Genomic DNA, 22,226 nt, shown 5'->3' with positions numbered 1-22,226 from the left:
CTCGACCACGTCGTCGCCGTCGACCCGGTGTCCCGCACCGCCACCCTGCAGGCGGGGCTGCCCGCGCCGCGGGCCGCGCAGCTGCTCGCCGCGCACGGGCTGACGCTCGGGCACGTTCCCCAGTCCTACGAGTACGCGACCATCGGTGGATTCGCCGCCACCCGCTCCTCCGGCCAGGCGTCGGCCGGCTACGGCCGCTTCGACGACATGGTGACGGCACTGACCGTCGCCACGCCCCGCGGCACCCTGAGGATCGGTCGCGCGCCCGCCTCGGCCGCCGGCCCCGACCTGCGGCAGCTCTTCCTGGGCAGCGAGGGGACGCTCGGCATCATCACCGACGTCACCGTGCGGGTACGTCCCCTGCCGGCGCAGTCCCACCACGAGGGCTGGCGGTTCGAGTCGTTCGCCGCCGGCCTGGAGGCCGTACGCCGGCTGGCCCAGGACGGACCGCGACCCACGGTGCTGCGGCTCTCCGACGAGGTCGAGACCATGATCGGGGCTGCCGGCTCCGGCCGCTCCGACGGGGGGTGCCTGCTGATCGCCGGGTACGAGGGCGCCGACGTGCGTCCCACCGCCGAGGCGGCCGCCGACGTGCTCGCCGCACACGGCGGCGTGCCGCTGGGAACGCAGGCGGGGCAGCAGTGGGCACGGCACCGCTTCGACGCCCCCTACCTGCGCGACGCGCTGCTGGACCACGTGCCGGTGGTGGTCACCCCGGACGACGCGCCCGGGGAGCCGGTCGAGGTGACCCAGCGGCTGGTCCAGGGACTGGTCCGGATGGGCTTCCTGGGCGCCGGGGAGGGGCGCGCCGGGGCGCCCGGCGCCGACGACGTCGTGGTCCGCACGGTCGGCCGTTGGGTCGGACTGGTCGGACCTTACGGAGCGACCTGGTCGCAGAAGGCCACGGATCTTGCCGTACGACCCGCTACGGGTCATCCGTTCGGATGACCCGTGATCGTTCTTCTGTCCCGGGGCTGCCGTTGGGGGGGTGCTTCAACCCGGCTGTCCGGGTACCGTCCATCCTCGGATCCAACGCACCGTAGGCGACTGGATCCGCTGGGGAGTGAGGTGCGCGAGCGATGCCGTGGTGGTCATGGCGCCCCGGTCCCGCCAACGGCGGCGGTGATCCGGACAGTCGAAGCGGGATCACAGTGGAGGGCACCGTCCGGGTGGGGCCGCCGGCCCCCCGTCAGCCGGGAGACGACTGCCCGTCCCCGGAGCGGCCCGTGCTCGCCGACATGTCGGCCTCCATCGAGCCGGTCACCCTGCGCCGCGTCTGCGACGCGCTCGACCTGCTCGATGTGCGTTACCTGGCCGACGGCGACGGGAACCTGCTGGCGATGTGGGAGCGGCACGCCGTGCTGGTCACCCTGGAGGGCCCGGAGGACGAGATCCTGGTGATGCGGGCCCGTCCCCACGCGACGGTGCCGCCGGACTGGGCCGACCGCGCCTACCGGGTGGTCAACGAGTGGAACCACACCCGCCGCTTCTGCAAGGCCTACATCGGCGACCCGACCGAGCGCGGTCAGCTGCCGATCTACGCGGAGCTTCAGGTGCCCTTCAGCGCCGGGACCCACGACGCCCTCCTGGTCGAGATGCTCGACTGCGGCGCGGCGGTGGCCACCAGCTTCGTGGACTGGCTGCACGACGAGGGTGCCCTGCTCTAGACCCGGTGAACCGGGCCTGCGCCAGGCCGGGTGGCGACGACGCCGGCGGTGCGCCGTCAGGCCGGCCCGGCCGGGTCCTCCATCATGTTGACCATGAAGTGCGCGGCCCGCTCCAGGTATTCCCAGAGCGCGGTGGCGATCTCCGGCGGCAGGTCGAGTCGGTCGACGGCGCGGCGCATGTGCAGCAGCCACGCGTCCCGCTCGGCGGCGCCGATCCGGAACGGCGCGTGCCGTATCCGCAGCCGGGGGTGCCCCCGCTGGGCGGAGTACGTGTTCGGGCCGCCCCAGTACTGCATCAGGAACAGGGTCAGCCGGTCCGCCGCCGGCCCGAGGTCCTCCTCGGGATACATGGGACGCAGCAGCGGGTCGGTGGCGACACCGGCGTAGAACTCGTCCACGAGCTTGCGGAAGGTGGGCTCGCCGCCGACCGCTTCGAAGAGGGTCACCGGCGCACCGGGACGGTCGGACGCACCTGCTGGATTCACCGTTCCATCCTGCCAGGTGCCCCCGGGACCGGCCGGGGGGTGGCGGCTGTGCGTCAGGTCACCGCGTGCCGCTGGCGCCCCGGCTCGTCCGGCCGGCCGCCCACCGGGTCACCGCCGGGCTGCTCCTCGGTGGCGACCCGGCCGTTGCCGGACCGACCGCCGGCGCTCGGCCGCGGCACCGCCGTGCCGGGCCGTCGGGTCGCGGTCGCCGGGCCGTTCTGTGCCGCCGCGACGGCCGCGTCGATCGCCGACCGGCTCGGCCAGGACAGCGCGGCCAGCGACATCAGCACCACGCCCGCCGCGCTCCACACCCCGACCACGACCGGGATCCGGTACCGCTCGGCCAGCAGGCCGGTGACCAGGACCGCCAGGCCCTGGATCACCTGGACGCCGGTGGCCATCACGCCGAACGCGCGGGCCCGGTAGCCGTCGGGCAGGGCCCGGACGAAGAGGCCGTTGGCGACCGGCAGCATGCCGGCGACCGCGAAGCCGCAGAGCGCCGCGAGCAGCGCCACCACCAGCGGCGGCGGATCGAACAGGGCGGGCACCAGGACCAGCGGGGAGAGCACCGCCAACGGCCGCATCAGCGCCAGCCGCCGGTCCGGCCCGAAGGCCCGCCCGACGACCAGGCCGCCGAGGATGAAGCCGATCGGATTGGCGGCCATGATGATCGCCTGCGCGGTGCCGGCGTCGAGCCCGCCGGCGTGCTCGCTGGCCCAGGCGGCGGCCAGGCCCTCGGGCACCACCGAGAAGAGCATGGCGCTGAAGACCAGGATGGCGATGGCCCGCAGGACCGGGGTGCCGAACACGATCTGGAAGCCCTGGCCGGTCTCGCGGAGCAGGTGGCTGCGGTGCTCCGCGGTCATCGCCGGTGGCCGGTCGGCCACGCCGAAGCGGACCAGCGCGGCGGAGAGGGCGAAGGTCGCCGCGTTGACCAGGAGCGCGACCGTCGGGCTGAACGCGGCGATGGCGGCGCCGGCCAGGTAGCCGACGACCTGCGCGGCCTGACCGACGCTGCCGTTGATCGACAACCCGAGCACCAGCCGGTCACCGGAGAGGATCAGCGGCATCAGCGCCGACTTGGCGGCCTGGCTGGGGGGATTGGCCAGCGTGGTGGCGAAGAGCAGGGCCAGGATCGCCTCCACCGGCACGACGGGGATGGCGATGACCACCATCAGCGCCATCCGCACGAGGTCGCAGAGCACCATGACCTGCCGGTAGCGGTGCCGCTCGGCGAGCGTGGCGAGCAGCGGGCCACCGACCAGCCAGGGCAGGTAGCTCACCGCGAAGGCGGCGGCGGAGAGCGCGACCGACCGCGTCTCCTCGTAGACCAGGAGGGTGACCGCCGCCTTGGCGATGTAGTCGCCGACCCAGGAGAGGGTGCTGGCCGCGAAGACGGCCCGGTATTCGCGCTCGGCGAACACCTCGCGGAAGGTTGCCGGCCCTTCCGGGGAGGGTCGCTCGTCGGACACCGTCGCCTCCATCGCTCCCTGGGTGGCCACTCGTGGCGGACGGGCCCGGGAACCGTCGTCAGATCTACGGATCAGCGAGGACGTGATCACGCTCCGGCGGGAGCGCGTGCCCCGGATTCTGCCCGATCGTCTGACGACTGGCTAGGGCGAACGGATCGATCGTCGCATCTCCGACTGAACGAACGGACGATACCCGAGGGGCCGCCCGGCCCGCGACCCCCCGATATCCGGTCACCGTCGGCGACTCAGGTGGCGCCCCCCTGGCCGGTCTCGCCGGGCGCGCGGACCGGCATGCCGGGGTAGAGCCGGGCGGCGGCGATCTTCGCGGTGATGCCGGAGTTCTCCAGCGCCTCGGCGAGCCGGCGGCGCAGTTCCCGGCCGACCGCGAACTGGCCGTCCGCGGTGGTCTTGACCACCGTGCGGATCACCGCGCCGTCCACCGTCATCTGCTCGACGCCCAGCACCTCCGGCGGCTCCACGATCTCCGGCGCCAGCTCGGGGTCCATCGCGACCGACATGGCCGCGGTGCGCAGCACCGCCGTCGCCTCCTCGGTGCCGGCGAAGCCGATCGGCAGGTCCACCACGACCAGCGCCCAGCCCTGGCTCTTGTTGCCGACCCGGACGATCTCGCCGTTGCGGATGTACCAGAGCACGCCCCGGCCGTCGCGGACGGTGGTCACCCGCAGCCCGACCGACTCCACCACGCCGGTCGCCTCACCGAGGTCCACGGTGTCGCCGACGCCGTACTGGTCCTCGATGAGCATGAACAGGCCGGCGATCAGGTCCTTGACCAGGCTCTGCGCGCCGAAGCCGAGGGCCACGCCGGCGATGCCGGCGCTGGCCAGCAGCGGGGCCAAGTCGAAGCTGAACTCCTTGAGCACCATCAGCAGCGCGATGCCGAAGATGAACGCGGTGGTCAGGCTGCGCAGCACCGACCCGATCGCCTCGGCCCGCTGGCGGCGCCGCTCCGGGATGAACTCGCCCGGCTCGGCCGCAGCGGTGGGGATCCGCTCGCGCAGCGGCCGCAGCATCGTCGGCACGTCCGCGTCGGTGGTCGTGCGGACCAGCCGGCTGATCGTCCGGTGCACCAGCCAGCGGGCGGCGACCGCCAGCACCAGGATCAGGATCACCCGCAGCGGCTTGAGCAGGATCCAGTAGCTGCCCTCCGCGAACCACGTCGACCCGGTCATGTCGTAGACGCCCTTGCACAGGGCGTCGTCCAGGCAGGTCGGCGACGGGTCCGGGTCCGGCGCCTGCACGGCGGGCAGGGCGAGCGGCGTCAGGCTGGCAGGGTTCACGCTGTCTTCGTACCCCACCGCGGGCGGTGTTCCCGCGCCGACCCACCAGGCAGTGACGGTCCCCGCCGGCGAGGTGGGCACGGGTGGTCCACCCGCGGGCCGTACGGGGGCGAACCGGTCATCGTGACAGGCGAGGGGAACGCTTCCGGAGGGACCGCGGATTAGGACGTGCAATCCCTGAAAAAAGGCGGCAGGACGGCTCTGACCTGCGGAAACGCCGAGAAAAGATCATCCGGCACAACCAGGGCACAACTTAGCATCGATTTGGCCGGTGGGAGCGCCCGTCTGACCGCCCTTGACGGGCCGGAGGAGTTGCCCCACCAGGCCGCGCTGCCGGTCCCTCTTGGGCAGCCAATGCACGTAGGTTTCCAACGTGATCCGCAGGCTGGCGTGTCTCAGGGCGTGCTGCACCTCCTGCGGCTCGACACCGTTGCTCATCAAGCGCGGCCCGCGTCGCGGGCCGCTCGCGCCGCCGAACCTAGGCCGGGCCGATAACCCGCCGCCGGCCTTTGGCCTTCGGCCGCCAGCGCGTCGGTTGCAGCCCGCCGGCGGCGCGACATACGACGAAGCCCCGGGCCGCCATGGATGATGGCAATTCCGGGGCTTCGATGTTGGTCTCTATCGAGGCGTACGGCCCATAGAAGGACTCACCGGTCTTCTCGAACTGGTAGAACTGCGCTGGGCAGGGGAAGCACGAGTACCACTGGGTCAGGCGTTCCCCCGCTTGGTACGGCGGTTGACCCAGGCGTAATACGCCGGGACACCGATCACTCCTCGAACCAGGGAGAAGCCGACGCCGATGATCAACAGGAGGAACACAGCGATCCTCACCATGCCCAGCATCGATATGGCGAGAGCCCAGACGCGTGCAACAGGGCGGCCGTACCTGCACTCGGTGTTTCCCTCGCCGTAGCACACTTCGCGGAATTCGATCGACTTCCCCCGATCATCCGGGGTGACGACGGACTGCCCAACCACGGTCTCCACCTCGCGACCGTCGCGGGTCCGGACCGTCACGGCGCAGTGCCACCAGTAGCCGAGGCCGTCGCCGCTCACCGGGCCGACCCGCTGGCAGTCCCCCACGTCGGCTTCTGCCGGCTGCTCGGCGGGGGTGGGCTTCACCGCCCCGGTGCCCGGGTAGAAGCTGGCCAACGTGCCAAGTGCCAGCGTCGACACGACGATGCCCGCGATGAGGGCAACCGCTACTCCGAACTGCGTCAGTCGACCCCAGAACGGCCCGCGCCGTTCGTATGCGGCGATCTGGTCGCGTTGGATCTGCCTCATCCCGTCCGGACCCGCCTCGTTCACAACGCACCTACCAGCAGCGGACCGCAGGTTGGCCCACGCCCAGGGAGGTTGGTCACGCCGAGAGAAACCAGCTCGCCTCCGCACATCTCACAGGTCACCGGCGCAGGATTCCACAAGGCTTGGCCGGCCGGCACCTCCGATGGCGCGCCACAGCCAGCCATGACCATCGTTGACCATCCATGCTAGGTCTGGCCCCAGGTCAGAGCCGCAGTCGTCCGGTTTGATCGACTACGCCCCTGCCCTAGATCAATACCGCTGGAAATGATCCCTTGTTGAAAGGGGCGTGCCTCCGGCGGGGCGCTCAGCCACTCCGGGATGGTTGGCACCATCCCGACAACCTCCGTCCGGGCAGAGCCGAGCGGGCAGGGCCTGCCCGGTCAAGGTCGTTCAGCCGCTGGGTGCTCCACCTTGACCGGGCGGGCCCCACCCACTCCACGGTGTGCGGACGAAGGCCGACGGGATGGCTAGGGGGCGCAGCGGGGCGGGGCGGCCCGAAGATCATCGGGCACAGATCCGGCACAACTGAGACCGACAAGGGATGTCAAACGCTGTCAGGCAACGACAGAGGTCACCCAGGCCGGACCGGCGATCCGCCCGAGTGCGGGTGATCTCCCTGCCAGAAGAGAGATTAGTACGTGCAATCCGGGTTCCGATCAGGGACGATGGGCGCACGGACGTCGGTGATCCGGCCGGCGTCGGCCGTGGTGGGCCGCTGTGCCCGTTCCCCGGTCGGCGGTGGTGAGCAGGGGCCGCTGAACCGGGAGGGTGAGCGCGATGCCTGACATACGACCCACGGTGGGCTCCGGCGCGCTGGTCCTCAACGCCACCTACGAGCCGCTGTGTGTCGTGTCCGTGCGTCGTGCCGCCATCCTCGTGCTCTCCGCCAAGGCGGTCTGCGTCGCCGACGGCGAGGGCGTCCTGCACAGCGCCCGCAACGCGCTGCCGGTGCCGTCGGTCGTCCGGCTCACCCGCTTCGTCCGGGTCCCCTTCCGCACCCACGTCGGGCTCTCCCGCCGGGCCATCTTCGCCCGGGACGGCTGGCGCTGTGCCTACTGCCGGGGGCCCGCCGAGACCATCGACCACGTCTTCCCGCGCAGCCGGGGCGGCCGCCACGCGTGGGAGAACGTCGTCGCGGCGTGCGCCCGGTGCAACCACACCAAGGGCGACAAGACCCCGGCCGAGCTGGGCTGGCGGCTGCACGCCCTGCCGGCGGCCCCGAAGGGCACCGCCTGGCGGGTGCTGGGTCACCGGGCACCGGACCCACGCTGGGCCGACTGGCTCGACCTGCGCGAGCCCGAGGCGGCCTGAGCCCTCGACGCCGCCCGCCGTCACGTCCGGCGGGCCCGGACCAGGGACGCGAAGACCACCACGTTGTCGGCGTAGCCGGTCTGCCCGCCCACCCAGCGTCCGCCGCAGGTGATCAGGCGCAGGTGGGGGCGGCTGAAGTCGCCGAAGACCTCGTCGACCGGCAACTGCTCCTTGTCGAAGCGCTCCACCGAGGTCACCTCGAAGACCGCCACCGACCGGTCCGTGCGGGTGACCTCGATCCGGTCCCCGTCGCGTAGCTCCCGCAACTCGTGGAAGACTGCCGGCCCGGTGCTGGTGTCGACGTGCCCGACGATCACGGAGGGACCGTACTGGCCCGGGGTCGGGCCCTGGTCGTACCAGCCGGCCTCCTGGGCGCGGGCGGCATCGGGCACCGCGATGCTGCCGTCCGGGGCGATGCCGACGCTGTGCACGGGCGCCTGGAGGTCGATGGTGTCGATGGCGATGCCGACCGGTCGGCTGGCGGGCAGCACCGGGAACTTCTTCGGTGGCGGCCGCAGCCCGGCGATGAACCGGTCCGGCAGCACGCTGACCCCGGTGATCCGTTCCACCCCGAGCATCGCGACGATCAGCACCATCACGGTCCCGATCAGCAGCACCGGCATCCCGGGGTTGATGCCGGCCAGTCGGCGCCGCCCGCCGGTGAACCGACGGTGCCGGTTCCTCGGCGGCAGCGGCCCGGCCGCCGGGTCGGGAGTGGGGACGCTGGCCGAGACGGCCTCCCCGGCCACCCGGCGCAGCCGGGTGGCCGTGGCGACCACCAGCCGGCCTGACGTCCGCAGCGCCCGCCGGGCGGCCCGGACCGGGCCCGGATCCGATGGTCTGGTACGCCTGCGAGAGCCGGCCATGGCGACCGCGGGTCAGGAACCGGCCCCGGTGCGACGACGGCCGCCGAGGAACCCGAAGCCCACCGCGAGAGCCACCGTGGCGACGCCGCCGATCAGCAGCACCGAGCCGGCCCGCGTGCCGGCGGTGCCGCCGCCCCCGGTCGCCGGCCCCTTGCTGGGCTGCTCCATGTTCAGCACGGTGAGCGTGGTGGTCGCGGTGTTGCCGTTGTCGCACCGCAGGTCGACCGGGTACTCACCGGGCTCCTTGTTGCCCGGAATGGTCACCTGGCCGGTCAGGAAGCCGTTGTCCGGCCGCAGCATCACCCGCCCAAAGGCGTCGGAGTGCACGTCGGCCTGTCGGTTGTTGGCGTTGTCGCAGCCGGCCCGGATGTTCACCCGGGCGCCGGCCTGCACGCTGTTGGGCACCACCTCCACGAAGGTGTCCTCGCCCGCCCGCGCCGGTGCGACCGTCATCAGGACGAACGCCCCGACCAGGCCGACGAGAGCCAGCGCGCGTGTCAGGGCACGAAGTGTCACTGTGAGAACCCGCATGATCCCCCCTTCCGGTGACGATCACCGGAATCCTCCCCCGGGTAACAGGGCCTGCGTTCCCGCTGGCCCGTGGGTAAACCCGGGATACGCGGGTCAGCGCTGGCGGCGGGAGGAGTCCAGCGGGGTGACGGGGTGCCAGTCCAGCGGGGTGGAGAGCACCATGGTGCTCGAAGGCTGGCCGTACGGGGCGAGCCGGTCGATGACTCCCTCGAACTCCCCGATCGACCCGGCCGCGACCTTGAGCATGCTGCACGCGTCGCCGGTGATCCGGTGGATCTCCAGGATCTCCGGCCAGCCGGCGACCTCGGGGTCGTGCAGGATGCACCGCGCCCCGTAACAGGACATCCGGATCAGGGCGACCACCGTCCGGCCGGCCCGGGTCAGGTCGACGTGGGCGTGGTAGCCGGTGATGATCCCGGCCTCCTCCAGCCGGCGCACCCGCTCGGCGACCGCCGGCGGGGAGAGGTGCACCCGCCGGGAAAGCTCGCTGAAGGAGAGCCGCGCATCGGCCTGCAGCTCACGCAGCAGCGCCCAGTCCATGTCGTCCATGGTGCGACCTTACTTTCCTGAACCCGAATCCCTCTCATGCCTTATGCGCGGCAGGTCAGAGGGCATGAGTGCCGTTGATCCGGCATTCCGTTCGGGGTTTCCACCGAGGGATCATGTCGGTCACACCCGGTTCGGCGCTTCCGCGCGCCCTCCGGCCGGCTCCGGCCGGCCGGGCGGGGCCGGCGCCACCGCACGAGCAGGCGACGGCGCACCGGGCCGGCGACAGCAACCAGAGAACCATCACCGGGCGCCCGCGGACCGAGCGGGCGCTCCGGAGCGAGCGGAGGAGAGGACCGTGGAGCAGACGAACCTGCGGGCACCCGCCCCGGCGGCGGTGCGCCCGGCCACCCCCCGACAGCGCGACGCCCGGGCGGCGCGCAACGGCGGCGAGCCGACCCTGGAGTTCACCGAGCGGGTCCCGTACGACGCGTACGTGCAGGCCAGCACCCTGCACCGGTTGCAGCAGCCGCTGAGCAGCGACCCCGGTGAGATGTCGTTCCTGATGGTCAGCCAGATCATGGAGCTGTACTTCGGGCTGACCTGCCACGAGCTGCGGGAGACCCAGCGGCTGCTGCGGGCCGACCGGGTCTGGGACGCGCTGGCCCCGCTGCGGCGTGCCGCGCTGCACCTGGAAGGGCTCAACGCGGCCTGGAAGGGCCTGCGCTGGATGACGCCGGCCGACTTCAACCGGTTCCGCAACCTGCTGGGCGAGGGTTCCGGCTTCCAGTCGGCCATGTACCGGCACCTGGAGTTCCTGCTGGGGCTCCGGGACGAGACGCTGGTCCGGCCGTTCCGGCGGCAGACCGAGGTGTACGGGGAGCTGCGCGCGACCCTGGCGGCGCCGAGCGTCTGGGACGACGTGCTCGCCCTGCTCGCCCGGCAGGGGCACGCCCTCCCCGCCGAACTGCTCGACCGGGACTTCGCGGCCGAGCACGAGCCGCACGCCGCGGTCGAGGCCGCCTGGGTGCGGATTTACGCCGACGCCGGGCCGGAGAACCACCTGCGGCTGCTCGGCGAGGCGTTGACCGAGGTCGCCGAGCAGTTCGGCGACTGGCGGCAGCACCACGTCAAGGCGGTGCAACGCACAATGGGGGCCAAGGTCGGCAGCGGCGGCTCCGCCGGACTGGCGTGGCTTCAGCGCAGCATGGCCCGGGTGGTCTTCCCGGAGCTGTGGTCGGCCCGGACCGCGATGTGACCGGAGAGCGAGACAACCGCATGAACACCCCCGAACCCCAGGCGGGCCGCCCGGCCGCCGGAGGCGCCGAGGCACCCTTCGCCGCCGGCGAAGCCGAGGCGCACCGCCTGGACGCCGCCGACCCCGGACACCGCCACCTGTTCCACGTGCCGCCGGCCGACGGCGGCCGGTACCCGGAGGCCGCGTACCTGGCCGGCAACTCGCTCGGTCTGCAACCCCGGGCCACCCGGGACGAGCTCCTCGCCGACCTGGACGCGTGGAGCCGGCTCGGCGTCGAGGGCCACCTGGAGGCGGGACGCCCCTGGCTGCCGTACCACGAGCTGCTGACGGCGCCGGCCGCGCGACTGGTCGGCGCCGCGCCGGCGGAGGTCGTGGTGATGAACTCCCTGACGGTCAACCTGCACCTGCTGATGGTCAGCTTCTACCGGCCGGCCGGTGCGCGAACCAGGATCGTCATCGAGGACAGCGCCTTCCCGTCGGACAGCTACGCCGTGCGCAGCCAGGCCCGCTTCCACGGCCTCGACCCCGACGACACCGTGGTCCGGCTGAAGCCACGCCCCGGCGAGGACAACCTGCGCACCACCGACGTGATCGACTACCTGGCCGCCGAGGGGGACCGGGTGGCGCTGGTGCTGCTCGGCGGGGTCAACTACCTCACCGGCGAGCTGATGGACATCCCGGCGATCACCGCCGCCGGCCGCGCCGCAGGCGCGGTGGTCGGCTGGGACCTGGCCCACGCGGCCGGCAACGTGCCGCTGGCCCTGCACGACTGGGACGTCGACTTCGCCGCCTGGTGCTCGTACAAGTACCTGAACTCCGGGCCCGGCGCGCTGGCCGGGGTATTCGTGCACGAGCGGCACCTCGGCGATCCCGACCTGCTCCGCTTCGAGGGCTGGTGGAGCACCGAGGCGGCGACCCGGTTCGAGATGACACCGGTCTCCCGGCCGCCGGCCACGGTGGAGGCCTGGCAGATCTCCAACCCGCCGATCTTCGCGATGGGGCCGGTGCGCACGTCGCTGGAACTCTTCGACTCCGTCGGCATGCCGGCGCTGCGCGAGCGCAGCCTCCGGCTCACCGGTCACCTGGAGCGGCTGCTCGACGAGGTGACCGCCAACCGGCCGCTGACCGTGGTCACCCCCCGGGACCCGCAGCGCCGGGGCTGCCAGCTCTCGGTGCGGATCGGCGCCGGCAGCGCCGCCGAGCTCGCCAAGCGGCTGCGGCACGAGCACGGCGTGATCGCCGACGCCCGCGAGCCGGACGTCATCCGGTTCGCCCCGGTGCCGCTCTACTCGACGTACCACGACTGCTGGCGGGTCGCCGACGCGCTCGCCGCGACGGTGGAGGTCCGGTGAGCGCGATAAGTGAGCCGGGTCTGCGAGCCCCGCAGTCGCGAACGAAGGGTAGGCACGGCTCATGACCCCGGAGCGGAACGAGATCGCGGTGGTCGGGGCCGGGCTGGCCGGCTGCCTCACCGCCTGCTTCCTGGCCCGGCGCGGCTACCCCGTGGCCCTGTACGAGCGGCGGCCGGACCCACGCACCGGGCGGGTCGAGCGGGGGCGCTCGATCAACCTGGCGCTCTCCGAGCGGGGCCTGGACGCGCTGCGCCGGATCGGCCTCGACGAGCAGGTGATGGCCGACGCCCTGCCGATGCGCGGGCGGATGATCCACCCGGTCGACGGGGAGGCGCAGTTCCAGTCGTACAGCGTCTCCGGCGACCGGGCGATCAACTCGATCAGCCGGGGCGCGCTGAACAACGCCCTGCTGGACGCCGCCACCGCCATGCCCGGGGTGCGGGTCGCCTTCGACCACCGGCTGGTCGGGCTCGACCCGGCCAGCGGCGACATGACCTTCGAGACCCCGCAGGGCAAGGCCACCGCCGGCGCGTCCGTCGTGCTGGGCACCGACGGCGCCGGTTCCGCCGTGCGCGGGCAGCTGCTGGGGCACGGGCTGCTGACCGAGAGCGTCGACTTCCTCGACTACGGCTACAAGGAGCTCACCATCCCGCCGCTGGGCGGGGACTTCGCCCTCGACCCCGAGGCGCTGCACATCTGGCCGCGCGGCACCTCCATGATGATCGCGCTGCCCAACCCGGACCGCTCCTTCACCTGCACGCTCTTCTGGCCCACCCACGGCACCGCCAGCTTCGCCTCGCTGGGCAGCCCGGCGGCGATCGAGCGGCACTTCGCCGAGCACTACCCGGACCTGCCGCCGCTGGCCCCGAACCTGGTCGACGACTACCAGCACAACCCGGTCGGCGTGCTCGGCACGGTCCGCTGCACCCCGTGGCAGGTCAACGGGATCGTCGGGCTGCTCGGCGACGCCGCGCACGCGATCGTGCCGTTCTACGGCCAGGGCGCGAACTGCGCCTTCGAGGACGTGGTCGAGGTGGACCGCTGCCTGGACGAGTGCGCGGACGACTGGTCGGCGGCGCTGCCGCTGTTCCAGCGGCGGCGTCAGGAGAACGCCGAAGCCATCGCCCAGATGGCGCTGGCCAACTTCGTGGAGATGCGGGACAAGGTCGCCTCGCCGCTGTTCCAGGCGGGCCGCAGGGTGGAACACGCGCTGGAACGGGCGCTGCCCGGCCGGTACGTTTCCCGGTACGAGCTGGTGTCCTTCTCGACCACCCCGTACGCCGAGGTGCGTCGCCGGGTCCGCCGGCAGCATCGGGCGCTCGGCGCGGTGGCGGCCGGCGCGGCGGCGCTGCTGGCCGGTGTGGTCGGCGCCGCGATCAGTCGAGGGAGGCGTCGATGACGGTCAGCTGGGATCCCCGGTTGATGGCCGGGCGGGCACCCGACGGGCCGGGCCTGCTGCGCAACTTCGTCGGCGGCGAGTTCGTCGACGCCGGACGGCGGTTCACCAAGCGCAGCCCGGTCACCGGTGAGCCCGTCTTCGAGGTCGCCGAGGCCGACGCGTCGACGGTCGACGACGCGGTGGCCGCCGCCCGGGCCGCCCTGCGCGGCCCGTGGGGCCGGATGGGCGAGCGCGAGCGGGCCGAGGTGCTGCGCCGGGTCGCCGACGAGCTGGAACGCCGCTTCGACGACCTGGTCACCGCCGAGGTCGCCGACACCGGCAAGGCCATCTCGCAGGCCCGCGCCCTGGACATCCCGCGCGGCGCGGCGAACTTTCGCACGTTCGCCGAGATCGTGGCGACCGCGCCCACCGAGTCGTTCACCACGGTCACCCCGACCGGCGGCCGGGCGCTGAACTACGCGGTCCGCAAGCCGGTCGGCGTGGTCGCGGTGATCGTGCCGTGGAACCTGCCGCTGCTGCTGCTCACCTGGAAGGTCGCCCCGGCGCTGGCCTGCGGCAACGCGGTGGTGGTGAAGCCCAGCGAGGAGACCCCCGCCTCGGCGACGCTGCTCGCCGAGGTGATGGCCGCGGCCGGGGTGCCCGAGGGCGTGTTCAACCTGGTGCACGGCTTCGGGCCGGGCTCGGCGGGGGAGTTCCTCACCCGCCACCCGGGGGTGGACGCGATCACCTTCACCGGCGAGTCGGCGACCGGCAGCGCCATCATGCGGGCCGCCGCCGACGGGGTGAAGGGCGTCTCGTTCGAGCTGGGCGGCAAGAACGCGGGGCTGGTCTTCGCCGACGCCGACCTGGACGCGGCGGTCGCCGGCTCGGTCCGGTCCAGCTTCACCAACGGCGGCCAGGTCTGCCTCTGCACGGAGCGGATCTACGTGCAGCGCCCGGTCTACGAGGAGTTCACCGCACGGCTGGCGAAGCGGGCCGCGCAGCTGCCCTACGGTTGGCCCGCCGACGAGGCCACGGTCAACATGCCGCTGATCTCGCACCAGCACCGGACGAAGGTGCTCGGTCACTACGAGCTGGCCCGCGCCGAGGGCGCCGAGGTGCTCGCCGGCGGCGCGACGCCGCGCTTCGGCGACGCCCGCGACGGCGGGGCGTACGTGGAGCCGACCGTGCTCACCGGGCTCGGGGCGGACGCCCGCACCAACACCGAGGAGATCTTCGGCCCGGTGGTGCACGTCGCACCCTTCGACGACGAGGACGAGGCGTACGCCCTGGCCAACGGCACCGAGTACGGCCTGGCGGCGACGGTCTGGACCCGGGACGTGGGCCGGGCGCACCGGGCCGGGTCCCGGCTGGACGCCGGCATCGTCTGGGTGAACACCTGGTTCCTGCGCGACCTGCGCACCCCGTTCGGTGGGGTGAAGGCGTCCGGGATCGGCCGCGAGGGCGGCGTGCACTCGCTGGACTTCTACTCCGAACTCACCAACGTCTGCGTGGACCTGTCATGAGTGGGCGCAGCGAACGAACGTCAGGCAGAACATGATCGACTATGCGGCCGCGGCGCGGGAACTGACCGACGCCCGGGAGAACGGCAAGCCCTGCCCGCCGCTGCGCGGGCGCCTGATCCCCGAGGGCGACGTCACGTCGGCGTACCTCGTGCAGCAGCTCCAGGTGCGGCAGTGGTCGCAGCGCGGCTACCGACACGTGGGCGCGAAGATCGGGCTGACCTCGCGGACGGTGCAGGAGGCCTTCGGCGTCTACCAGCCGGACTTCGGGGTGCTGACCGACACGATGGCCGTCGACGACGGCGCGGAGATCGCCCTCGACCGGCTGCTCCAGCCCCGGGTGGAGGCGGAGATCGCCTTCGTGCTCGGCGCGGACCTGCCCGACGAGCGGATCACCACCGTCGACCTGATCCGCGCGGTCGACCACGTGCTGCCCGCGATCGAGGTGGTCGACTCCCGCATCGCCGGTTGGGACATCTCCATCGTGGACACCGTGGCCGACAACGCCTCCAGCGGGTTGTTCGTCCTCGGCACCACGCCCCGCCGGCTCGCCGACGTGGACCTGCGGCTGTGCGGGATGGTGCTGGAGCACGCGGGGGAGCCGGTCTCGGTCGGCGCCGGGGCGGCCTGCCTGGGCAACCCGCTGCACGCGCTCAAGTGGCTGGCCGCCACGATGGCCCGCTCCGGCGACCCGCTGCGCGCCGGGGACGTGGTGCTCTCCGGGGCGCTCGGCCCGATGGTGCCGGTGACGCCCGGGGCGGCGTACGAGGCCCGGATCTCCGGGCTCGGCTCGGTGCGGACCTGCTTCTCGTCCCCGGAGGGTGACCGTGAGCGCGAGGAGTGAGCTTGCCAGCCCCGCAGTCGCGAACAGGGAGGACCACGGCATGAGCGTCGGTGTGGCGGTGATCGGGTCCGGCAACATCGGCACCGATCTGATGATCAAGGTGCTCCGCCTGTCGGAGTCCCTGCGGATGGTGGCGATGGCCGGCATCGACCCCGACTCCGACGGCCTGGCCCGGGCCCGCCGCCTCGGCGTGGCCACCACCGCCGGGGGCGTGGACGGCCTGGTGGCGATGCCCGAGTTCGCCGACGTGCGGCTCGTCTTCGACGCCACCTCCGCCGGCGCGCACCGGCACAACGACGCGGTGCTGCGGGCGCACGGGCGCACGGTGGTCGACCTGACCCCGGCCGCCGTCGGCCCGTACGTGGTGCCGCCGGTCAACCTCGACGAGCACCTGCACGAGACCAACGTGAACATGGTGACCTGCGGCGGGCAGGCGACCGTGCCGATCGTCGCCGCCGTCGGTCGGGTCACCCCGGTGGCGTACGGCGAGATCGTCGCCTCGATCGCCTCGAAGTCGGCGGGGCCGGGCACCCGGGCCAACATCGACGAGTTCACCGAGACCACCGCCCGGGCGATCGAGGTGGTCGGCGGCGCCGAGCGCGGCAAGGCGATCATCGTGCTGAACCCGGCCGACCCGCCGCTGCTGATGCGGGACACCGTCTACTGCCTCTGCCCCGACGCCGACGCCGACCGCGCCGCCGTGGCCGCCTCCGTGGCGCAGATGGTGGCGACCGTGCAGGAGTACGTGCCGGGCTACCGGCTCAAGCAGGACGTGCAGTTCGACCGGGTCGACGCGTACGTGCCGGCGCTGGGCCGGCGCCTGGTCGGGTTGCAGGTCTCGGTCTTCCTGGAGGTCTCCGGCGCCGGGCACTACCTGCCCGCGTACGCCGGGAACCTGGACATCATGACCTCGGCCGCGCTGCGGACCGCGGAGCGGCTGGTCGCCCTGCGCGCGGCGGCGACCGACCGCGACGCCGCTGGCCGGGACGCCGTGGAGGTGACCGCATGACCGACCTGTACATCCAGGACGTGACGCTGCGCGACGGCATGCACGCCATCGCCCACCGTTACACCGTCGAGCAGGTGCGGACCATCGCCGCCGCGCTGGACGCCGCCGGGGTGGCCGCGATCGAGGTGGCGCACGGCGACGGCCTCGCCGGCTCCAGCGTCAACTACGGCCACGGCGCGGCCAGCGACGCCGAGTGGATCTCGGCGGCGGCCGAGGTGATGACCACCGCGAAGCTGACCACCCTGCTGCTGCCCGGGATCGGCACCATCGCCGACCTGAGGGCGGCGAAGGCGCTCGGGGTGACCAGCGTCCGGATCGCCACCCACTGCACCGAGGCCGACATCTCCGCCCAGCACATCTCCTGGGCCCGGGAGAACGGCATGGACGTCTCCGGGTTCCTGATGATGTCGCACATGAACGACCCGGCCGGGCTGGCCGCCCAGGCCAGGCTGATGGAGTCGTACGGGGCGCACTGCGTCTACGTCACCGACTCCGGGGGCCGGCTGCTGATGTCCGACGTGGCGCAACGGGTCGACGCGTACCGGCAGGTGCTGGCGCCGGAGACGCAGATCGGCATCCACGCCCACCACAACCTGTCGCTCGGGGTGGCCAACAGCGTGCTCGCCGTCGAGCACGGCCGGATCGCCGGCGACGGGCCGGTCGGCCCGGACGCCCCGCACGGCCGTACCGTCCGGGTGGACGCCTCGCTGGCGGGGATGGGCGCCGGGGCCGGCAACGCGCCGCTGGAGGTCTTCGTCGCGGTCGCCGAGCTGCACGGCTGGAAGCACGGCTGCGACGTCTTCGCGCTGATGGACGCGGCCGACGACATCGTCCGGCCGCTGCAGGACCGCCCGGTCCAGGTCGACCGGGAGACGCTCTCCCTGGGATACGCGGGGGTCTACTCCAGCTTCCTGCGGCACGCCGAGCGCGCCTCGGCGAAGTACGGCGTCGACGTCCGCTCGATCCTGGTCGAGCTGGGCCGGCGGCGGATGGTCGGCGGCCAGGAGGACATGATCGTGGACGTGGCGCTGGACCTGGCCAGCCGCGACGAGCAGGGGGAGGCCGCATGATCGGGGTGGACGTCGCGGGGATCGCCGAGCGGCTGGGCGTGGCGGCCGACACCGCCACCGCGATCCCGCAGCTCGCCGCCGAGACCGGCCTGGACGTCGACGCCGCGTACGCGGTGCAGACCGCGCTGCTGCAGCGCAGGCTGGACCGGGGCGAGCGGCTGGTCGGGCTCAAGATGGGGCTGACCAGCAAGGCGAAGATGGCCCAGATGGCGGTGGACGAGGTGATCTGGGGCCGGCTCACCGACGTGATGCGGGTCCCCGACGGCGCCACGGTCGACGTGGCCGGCTTCATCCATCCCCGGGTCGAGCCGGAGGTCGCGTTCCTGCTGGACCGGCTGCCCGAGCCGGGCGAGCCGGTCGGCGACTTCACCGACGCGGTCCGCGCGGTCGCCCCGGCGATCGAGCTGATCGACTCCCGGTACGCGAACTTCAGCTTCTCGCTGCCGGACGTGATCGCCGACAACACCTCGGCGGCGGCGTTCGTGGTCGGGCCGTGGTCGCCGGTGCCCGACGGGCTGGACAACCTGGGCGTGCTGCTGGAGATCGACGGGCGGGTGGCGCAGGTCGGCTCGACCGCGGCGATCCTCGGTGACCCGCGGCGGGCGTTGGACGAGGGCATCCGGCTGGCCGGCCGGCACGGCGTGCGGCTGCGCGAGGGCTGGGTCTTCCTCGCCGGTGCCGCCACCGCGGCTGTCCCGTTGCGTCCCGGTGCCCAGGTGCGTGCCGTGGTGGAGAAGCTCGGCACCGCTTCCCTGCGGGCCTCCTCATGACGGCGCTGCTCGTCCTGATGGAGGTTCCGGGCTCGCGGTGCGGAGGTCCGGGGCAGCCCGACCGGCTCCGGGCGGTCAGGCTTGATCCCTCCGCCGGTCGGGCCGCCCCGAACCCCGTCGGGGCTCCGGCAGTCGCGTCGGTCTCGGTCGGTGGGCCGTCGTGACCGGGTCGGCGCACGTCGTCAGCGGCAAGGCGGTGCCGCGCGGTGCCTTCCCGCACGTCAAGGTGGCGGGCGGGTTCGTCTTCGTCTCGGGTACGTCGTCGCGGCGGCCGGACAACACCTTCGCGGGTGTGTCGGTGGACGAGTTCGGCACCACGGACCTCGACATCCGGGCGCAGACCCGGGCGGTCATCGAGAACATCCGTGATCTGCTGCGGTCGGTCGGCGCGGACCTCTCCGACCTCGTCCAGGTGACCTCGTACCTGGTCAACATGAACGACTTCGGCGGCTACAACGAGGTGTGGGCGGAGTTCTTCGACGCGACCGGGCCGACCCGCACCACCGTGGCCGTGCACCAGTTGCCACACCCGCACCTGCTGATCGAGATCCAAGCTGTCGCCCTGCTCCCCCAAGGAGGTCAGTCGTGAGTGAGATCGCCGAGCCGTTCAGTTTTCCCGGGTGGATCGCGGAGAACCAGCACCTGCTCAAGCCGCCGGTGGGCAACAAGGAGATGTTCCCGGGTGGCGACGACTTCATCGTGATGGTGGTGGGCGGGCCCAACCAGCGCACGGACTTCCACGTGGACCCGTACGAGGAGTTCTTCTACCAGGTCAAGGGCAACATGCACATCAACCTGATAACCCCGCAGGGGCCGCGTACGGTGCACGTGCGCGAGGGTCAGATGTGGATGCTGCCGCGCGACACCCCGCACTCGCCACAGCGGCCGGAGGCCGGCTCGATCGGTGTGGTGGTGGAGCGGGTCCGCGAGGAGGGCACGCTGGAGAAGTTCCAGTGGTACTGCCCGGAGTGCGGGCACAAGGTGCACGAGGTGGAGTTGCAGGTCCGCGACATCGCCGCCGACCTGCCCCCGGTCTTCCAGGCGTTCTACGCCGACGAGTCCGCGCGTACCTGCGCCAACTGCGGCGCGCTGCACCCGGGCAAGGGCTGATGCGCCGTCCGGTGGTCGACGTGCACACCCACGTCGTACCGAAGGGGTGGCCGGACCTCGACGCGGCGTGCGGCGGGTCCGGCTGGCCCTGGCTGCGGGTCGACTCCGAGCGCGCGGCCATGATCATGGTGGGGGAGACGGAGTTCCGGCCGGTCGGCGCGGAGTGCTGGGACGCGCCGACCCGGCTGGGCGACATGGACGCGGACGGCGTCGACGTGCAGGTCGTCTCGCCGACCCCGGTCTTCTTCGGCTACGACCGCCCCGCCGACCAGGCGGTGAAGGTGGCCCGGATCTTCAACGACCTCACCCTGGAGGTCACCGCCGCCGGCGGGGACCGGCTGGTGCCGTTCTGCCAGGTGCCGTTGCAGGACCCGGACGCGGCCTGCGCGGAGCTGGACCGCTGCCTGGCGGCCGGGCACGTCGGGGTGGAGATCGGCAACCACGTCGGCGACCGGGACCTCGACGACGCCGGTGTGGTCACCTTCCTCCAGCACTGCGCCGAGGTCGGCGCGCCGGTCTTCGTCCACCCGTGGGACATGCCCGGCGGCCCCCGGCTGGACCGGTGGATGGCCCGCTGGCTCACCGGGATGCCCGCCGAGACGCACCTGTCGGTGCTGGCGCTGATCCTCGGCGGCGTCTTCGACCGGGTGCCCGACACGCTGCGGATCTGCTTCGCGCACGGCGGCGGCAGCTTCCCGTTCTGGCTGGGGCGCGCCGACAACGCCTGGCACCGCCGCGGCGACCTGGTACGCGGCGCCTCCACCGCCCCGCCCAGCTCCTACGTCGACCGGTTCTGCGTCGACTCGGTGGTCTTCGAGCCGGCCGCGCTGCGGCTGCTGGTCGACACGATGGGCGAGGACCGCGTGCTGGTCGGCAGCGACTACCCGTACCCCCTGGGCGAGCGCCCCGCGGGCGCGGTGGTGCGCAAGGCCGACTTCCTCACCCCGGACCAGCGCGACAAGCTCCTCGGCGGCAACGCCCTGCGCTTCCTCGGCGGATCGGATGTATAAGGCCGGCGGCTGAGTATATATTGAGCGTATGAAGACCGTGATCGATCTTGACGATGAGCTCCTGGAGCGCGCTCGCCTAGAGCTGGGCACCAAGAGCAAGAAGGACACGATCCACGCGGCGCTGCGACTGGTGGCGGAGCGGAGCGAGCGGTTGGCGGCGGTCCGCGAGCTGCTGTCGGTCGACCGTGACTGGACGGGAATCGTGGACGACGACAAGACACCCCAGGGTCAGCAGGACGCGGTGTGACGATTCCGGGTGGACTGCACCTGATCGACACGTCGGCCTGGGCGCGGATGCGCCATCCCGTCGTGGAGAAGCGCTTGTCCGCCATCCTCGAGGAGGGTCTGGCGGCAAGTTGTCTGCCCCTGGACCTCGAGGACGGCCGAAGCGCGCGGGACTTCCGTGACGCCATGACGATCCGTGCCCGGCGGGCTCAGCTCATGGTCGACCTGCCGGTGACCGCGGCGGTCGCCACGCGGGCGCGGGACCTCCAGCTGGCGTTGACGGCACGCGGACACCATCGGGCCGCCAGCCCGGTGGACGTGACGGTCGCGGCCGTCGCGGCCGAGTACTCGGCTGTCGTACTGCACTACGATCGCGACTTCGATCTCCTTCTGGAGGTCGGCGGACTCCGGAGTGAGTGGGTCGCGCCGGCGGGCACGTTGGCCTGAAAGCTCGTGTCGGCGTGGTGATCGCCGGCGAAAGCGGCAGGATGGCGGCATGGCCGAGCCGCACGACCTGACCGCGCTGGAGCAGGCCGCCGCGATCGCGCGCGGCGAGATCTCCAGCGCGGAGCTGGTCGAGCACCACCTGGAGCGGGTCGAGGCGCTCGGCGACACCGTCGGCGCGTTCGTCACGGTCACCCCCGAGCTGGCCCGGGCGGCCGCGAAGGCGGCGGACGCCGTGCCCGCCGACCGCCGCGGCCCGCTGCACGGGGTGCCGACGGCGATTAAGGACCTCACCCTCACCGCCGGGGTGCGCACCACCTTCGGCTCGGCCGCGTTCGCCGACTTCGTGCCGCCGGTCGACGCCGACGTGGTCCGGTTCATGCGGGCCGCCGGACTGGTCAGCCTCGGCAAGACCACCACCTCCGAGCTGGGCTGTTCGCTCTACTCGGAGGGCCTGGTCGCGCCGCCCGCCCGCAACCCGTGGGACCTCGCGTACACCGCCGGGGGATCCAGCGGCGGCGCGGCGGCCGCCGTCGCGGCCGGGCTGGTGCCGGTCGCCCAGGGCTCCGACGGCGGCGGCTCGCTGCGCATCCCGGCGTCGCTCTGCGGCCTGGTCGGCTACAAGCCCAGCCGGGGGCTCGTCTCCGGCGGGCCGATCGGTTTCGGGGCCTACGGCCTGCCCACCAACGGGCCGATCGGGCGGACCGTCACCGACGTGGCGGCGCTGCTCGACGTCATGGCCCAGCCGGTCGCCGGGGAGCCCTACCTCGCGCCCGCGGCGCCCGCCGGCGGCTGGTCGGCCGCGGCCCGGG

General features: G+C 72.8%; 23 protein-coding genes and 1 pseudogene. 17 read left to right on the top strand and 7 right to left on the bottom strand.

Translation table 11 applies throughout. From position 1 onward, the window contains the following. Together NCC78_RS32505 and NCC78_RS10550 are read left to right on the top strand one after the other, a co-directional pair. Positions 1-843, top strand: a pseudogene (locus NCC78_RS32505) (FAD-binding oxidoreductase); the annotation flags it as partial. A gap of 236 nt (positions 844-1,079) precedes the next feature. Beyond that, positions 1,080-1,667, top strand: coding sequence for a type III secretion system chaperone family protein (locus NCC78_RS10550; RefSeq protein ID WP_250793877.1), 588 nt, complete (start codon positions 1,080-1,082; stop codon positions 1,665-1,667). 56 nt (positions 1,668-1,723) lie between these two features. Here NCC78_RS10550 and NCC78_RS10545 read toward each other — a convergent pair whose 3' ends face one another. From NCC78_RS10545 to NCC78_RS10530, 4 genes are all read right to left on the bottom strand, one after another. Then, the gene (locus NCC78_RS10545) at positions 1,724-2,152 is read right to left on the bottom strand and encodes a globin (RefSeq protein ID WP_250793875.1); all 429 of its coding nucleotides are present in this window, start codon (positions 2,150-2,152) and stop codon (positions 1,724-1,726) included. A gap of 53 nt (positions 2,153-2,205) precedes the next feature. After that, positions 2,206-3,636 (bottom strand): MFS transporter, encoded by a 1,431-nt coding sequence (locus tag NCC78_RS10540; protein WP_250793873.1) that lies wholly within the window; start codon positions 3,634-3,636, stop codon positions 2,206-2,208. Between the two features lie 233 nt (positions 3,637-3,869). After that, positions 3,870-4,922 carry a mechanosensitive ion channel family protein gene (locus NCC78_RS10535; RefSeq protein ID WP_372495108.1) on the bottom strand — a complete coding sequence of 351 codons (1,053 nt, stop codon included), beginning with the start codon at positions 4,920-4,922 and terminating at the stop codon, positions 3,870-3,872. Between the two features lie 708 nt (positions 4,923-5,630). Beyond that, on the bottom strand, positions 5,631-6,206 hold the full coding sequence (locus NCC78_RS10530; RefSeq protein WP_250793871.1) for a DUF6346 domain-containing protein: 576 nt from the start codon (positions 6,204-6,206) through the stop codon (positions 5,631-5,633). Positions 6,207-7,004: 798 nt separating this feature from the next. Between NCC78_RS10530 and NCC78_RS10525 the strand changes: the two genes are divergently transcribed. Then, positions 7,005-7,538, top strand: a complete 534-nt coding sequence (locus tag NCC78_RS10525) for an HNH endonuclease (protein WP_250793869.1) — start codon at positions 7,005-7,007, stop codon at positions 7,536-7,538. Positions 7,539-7,558: 20 nt separating this feature from the next. Here the strand turns inward: NCC78_RS10525 and NCC78_RS10520 are convergent, their stop codons facing one another. From NCC78_RS10520 to NCC78_RS10510, 3 genes are all read right to left on the bottom strand, one after another. Then, positions 7,559-8,404 carry a class F sortase gene (locus NCC78_RS10520; protein ID WP_250793867.1) on the bottom strand — a complete coding sequence of 282 codons (846 nt, stop codon included), beginning with the start codon at positions 8,402-8,404 and terminating at the stop codon, positions 7,559-7,561. A gap of 12 nt (positions 8,405-8,416) precedes the next feature. After that, entirely contained in the window at positions 8,417-8,935 is a 519-nt protein-coding gene (locus NCC78_RS10515; protein WP_250793865.1) for a hypothetical protein, read from the bottom strand. Between the two features lie 93 nt (positions 8,936-9,028). Further along, on the bottom strand, positions 9,029-9,484 hold the full coding sequence (locus NCC78_RS10510; RefSeq protein WP_250793863.1) for an Lrp/AsnC family transcriptional regulator: 456 nt from the start codon (positions 9,482-9,484) through the stop codon (positions 9,029-9,031). A 295-nt stretch (positions 9,485-9,779) separates the two neighbouring features. Between NCC78_RS10510 and NCC78_RS10505 the strand changes: the two genes are divergently transcribed. The 14 genes from NCC78_RS10505 to NCC78_RS10440 form a co-directional block, all read left to right on the top strand. After that, positions 9,780-10,679, top strand: coding sequence for a tryptophan 2,3-dioxygenase (locus NCC78_RS10505; protein ID WP_250793860.1), 900 nt, complete (start codon positions 9,780-9,782; stop codon positions 10,677-10,679). Next, complete coding sequence (gene kynU, locus NCC78_RS10500) at positions 10,655-12,031, top strand: kynureninase (protein WP_250793858.1); 1,377 nt, start codon at positions 10,655-10,657, stop codon at positions 12,029-12,031. The genes NCC78_RS10505 and kynU overlap by 25 nt, the downstream gene beginning before the upstream one ends. Before the next feature lie 61 nt (positions 12,032-12,092). Continuing rightward, positions 12,093-13,430 carry an FAD-dependent oxidoreductase gene (locus NCC78_RS10495; RefSeq protein WP_250793856.1) on the top strand — a complete coding sequence of 446 codons (1,338 nt, stop codon included), beginning with the start codon at positions 12,093-12,095 and terminating at the stop codon, positions 13,428-13,430. Between the two features lie 23 nt (positions 13,431-13,453). Continuing rightward, positions 13,454-14,935 carry a 2-hydroxymuconic semialdehyde dehydrogenase gene (locus NCC78_RS10490; RefSeq protein WP_250793879.1) on the top strand — a complete coding sequence of 494 codons (1,482 nt, stop codon included), beginning with the start codon at positions 13,454-13,456 and terminating at the stop codon, positions 14,933-14,935. A gap of 31 nt (positions 14,936-14,966) precedes the next feature. After that, a complete protein-coding gene (locus tag NCC78_RS10485) occupies positions 14,967-15,776 on the top strand; it encodes a 2-keto-4-pentenoate hydratase (RefSeq protein ID WP_250793854.1) in 810 nt (269 codons plus the stop codon). Positions 15,777-15,816: 40 nt separating this feature from the next. After that, entirely contained in the window at positions 15,817-16,785 is a 969-nt protein-coding gene (locus tag NCC78_RS10480; RefSeq protein ID WP_250793847.1) for an acetaldehyde dehydrogenase (acetylating), read from the top strand. Then, complete coding sequence (dmpG, locus tag NCC78_RS10475) at positions 16,782-17,855, top strand: 4-hydroxy-2-oxovalerate aldolase (RefSeq protein ID WP_250793845.1); 1,074 nt, start codon at positions 16,782-16,784, stop codon at positions 17,853-17,855. Before NCC78_RS10480 ends, dmpG begins: the two co-directional genes overlap by 4 nt. Beyond that, positions 17,852-18,625 carry a 2-keto-4-pentenoate hydratase gene (locus NCC78_RS10470; protein ID WP_250793843.1) on the top strand — a complete coding sequence of 258 codons (774 nt, stop codon included), beginning with the start codon at positions 17,852-17,854 and terminating at the stop codon, positions 18,623-18,625. Before dmpG ends, NCC78_RS10470 begins: the two co-directional genes overlap by 4 nt. Positions 18,626-18,785: 160 nt before the next feature. Next, a complete protein-coding gene (locus NCC78_RS10465) occupies positions 18,786-19,214 on the top strand; it encodes a RidA family protein (RefSeq protein ID WP_250793842.1) in 429 nt (142 codons plus the stop codon). Next, the gene (locus NCC78_RS10460) at positions 19,211-19,735 is read left to right on the top strand and encodes a 3-hydroxyanthranilate 3,4-dioxygenase (RefSeq protein ID WP_250793841.1); all 525 of its coding nucleotides are present in this window, start codon (positions 19,211-19,213) and stop codon (positions 19,733-19,735) included. The genes NCC78_RS10465 and NCC78_RS10460 overlap by 4 nt, the downstream gene beginning before the upstream one ends. Further along, positions 19,735-20,745: an amidohydrolase family protein gene (locus NCC78_RS10455; protein WP_250793840.1), complete on the top strand. Its 1,011-nt coding sequence runs from the start codon at positions 19,735-19,737 to the stop codon at positions 20,743-20,745. Before NCC78_RS10460 ends, NCC78_RS10455 begins: the two co-directional genes overlap by 1 nt. A gap of 28 nt (positions 20,746-20,773) precedes the next feature. After that, positions 20,774-20,992, top strand: coding sequence for a type II toxin-antitoxin system VapB family antitoxin (locus tag NCC78_RS10450; RefSeq protein WP_250793839.1), 219 nt, complete (start codon positions 20,774-20,776; stop codon positions 20,990-20,992). After that, positions 20,989-21,417 carry a PIN domain-containing protein gene (locus NCC78_RS10445; protein ID WP_250793838.1) on the top strand — a complete coding sequence of 143 codons (429 nt, stop codon included), beginning with the start codon at positions 20,989-20,991 and terminating at the stop codon, positions 21,415-21,417. The genes NCC78_RS10450 and NCC78_RS10445 overlap by 4 nt, the downstream gene beginning before the upstream one ends. 49 nt (positions 21,418-21,466) lie before the next feature. Further along, positions 21,467-22,226: amidase (locus NCC78_RS10440; RefSeq protein ID WP_250793837.1), on the top strand; the 760-nt coding region annotated here is incomplete at its 3' end.

Origin of the sequence: Micromonospora phytophila (assembly GCF_023656545.1) — a bacterium.
In the GTDB taxonomy this organism is placed as follows: Bacteria; Actinomycetota; Actinomycetes; order Mycobacteriales; family Micromonosporaceae; genus Micromonospora; species Micromonospora phytophila.
The sequence above is the reverse complement of the archived record's forward strand: the minus strand, read 5'-3'. Positions and strand labels throughout refer to the sequence as shown.

Bases quoted from the DNA above. Each gene is read 5' to 3' on its own strand.
- NCC78_RS10525 (WP_250793869.1), top strand. From the start codon at position 7,005: ATGCCTGACATACGACCCACGGTGGGCTCCGGCGCGCTGGTCCTCAAC.
- NCC78_RS10550 (WP_250793877.1), top strand. From the start codon at position 1,080: ATGCCGTGGTGGTCATGGCGCCCCGGTCCCGCCAACGGCGGCGGTGAT.
- NCC78_RS10520 (WP_250793867.1), bottom strand. From the start codon at position 8,404: ATGGCCGGCTCTCGCAGGCGTACCAGACCATCGGATCCGGGCCCGGTC.
- NCC78_RS10470 (WP_250793843.1), top strand. From the start codon at position 17,852: ATGATCGGGGTGGACGTCGCGGGGATCGCCGAGCGGCTGGGCGTGGCG.
- NCC78_RS10485 (WP_250793854.1), top strand. From the start codon at position 14,967: ATGATCGACTATGCGGCCGCGGCGCGGGAACTGACCGACGCCCGGGAG.
- NCC78_RS10490 (WP_250793879.1), top strand. From the start codon at position 13,454: ATGGCCGGGCGGGCACCCGACGGGCCGGGCCTGCTGCGCAACTTCGTC.
- NCC78_RS10480 (WP_250793847.1), top strand. From the start codon at position 15,817: ATGAGCGTCGGTGTGGCGGTGATCGGGTCCGGCAACATCGGCACCGAT.
- NCC78_RS10495 (WP_250793856.1), top strand. From the start codon at position 12,093: ATGACCCCGGAGCGGAACGAGATCGCGGTGGTCGGGGCCGGGCTGGCC.
- NCC78_RS10530 (WP_250793871.1), bottom strand. From the start codon at position 6,206: ATGAGGCAGATCCAACGCGACCAGATCGCCGCATACGAACGGCGCGGG.
- NCC78_RS10515 (WP_250793865.1), bottom strand. From the start codon at position 8,935: ATGCGGGTTCTCACAGTGACACTTCGTGCCCTGACACGCGCGCTGGCT.
- NCC78_RS10540 (WP_250793873.1), bottom strand. From the start codon at position 3,636: ATGGAGGCGACGGTGTCCGACGAGCGACCCTCCCCGGAAGGGCCGGCA.
- NCC78_RS10450 (WP_250793839.1), top strand. From the start codon at position 20,774: ATGAAGACCGTGATCGATCTTGACGATGAGCTCCTGGAGCGCGCTCGC.
- dmpG (WP_250793845.1), top strand. From the start codon at position 16,782: ATGACCGACCTGTACATCCAGGACGTGACGCTGCGCGACGGCATGCAC.
- NCC78_RS10455 (WP_250793840.1), top strand. From the start codon at position 19,735: ATGCGCCGTCCGGTGGTCGACGTGCACACCCACGTCGTACCGAAGGGG.
- NCC78_RS10510 (WP_250793863.1), bottom strand. From the start codon at position 9,484: ATGGACGACATGGACTGGGCGCTGCTGCGTGAGCTGCAGGCCGATGCG.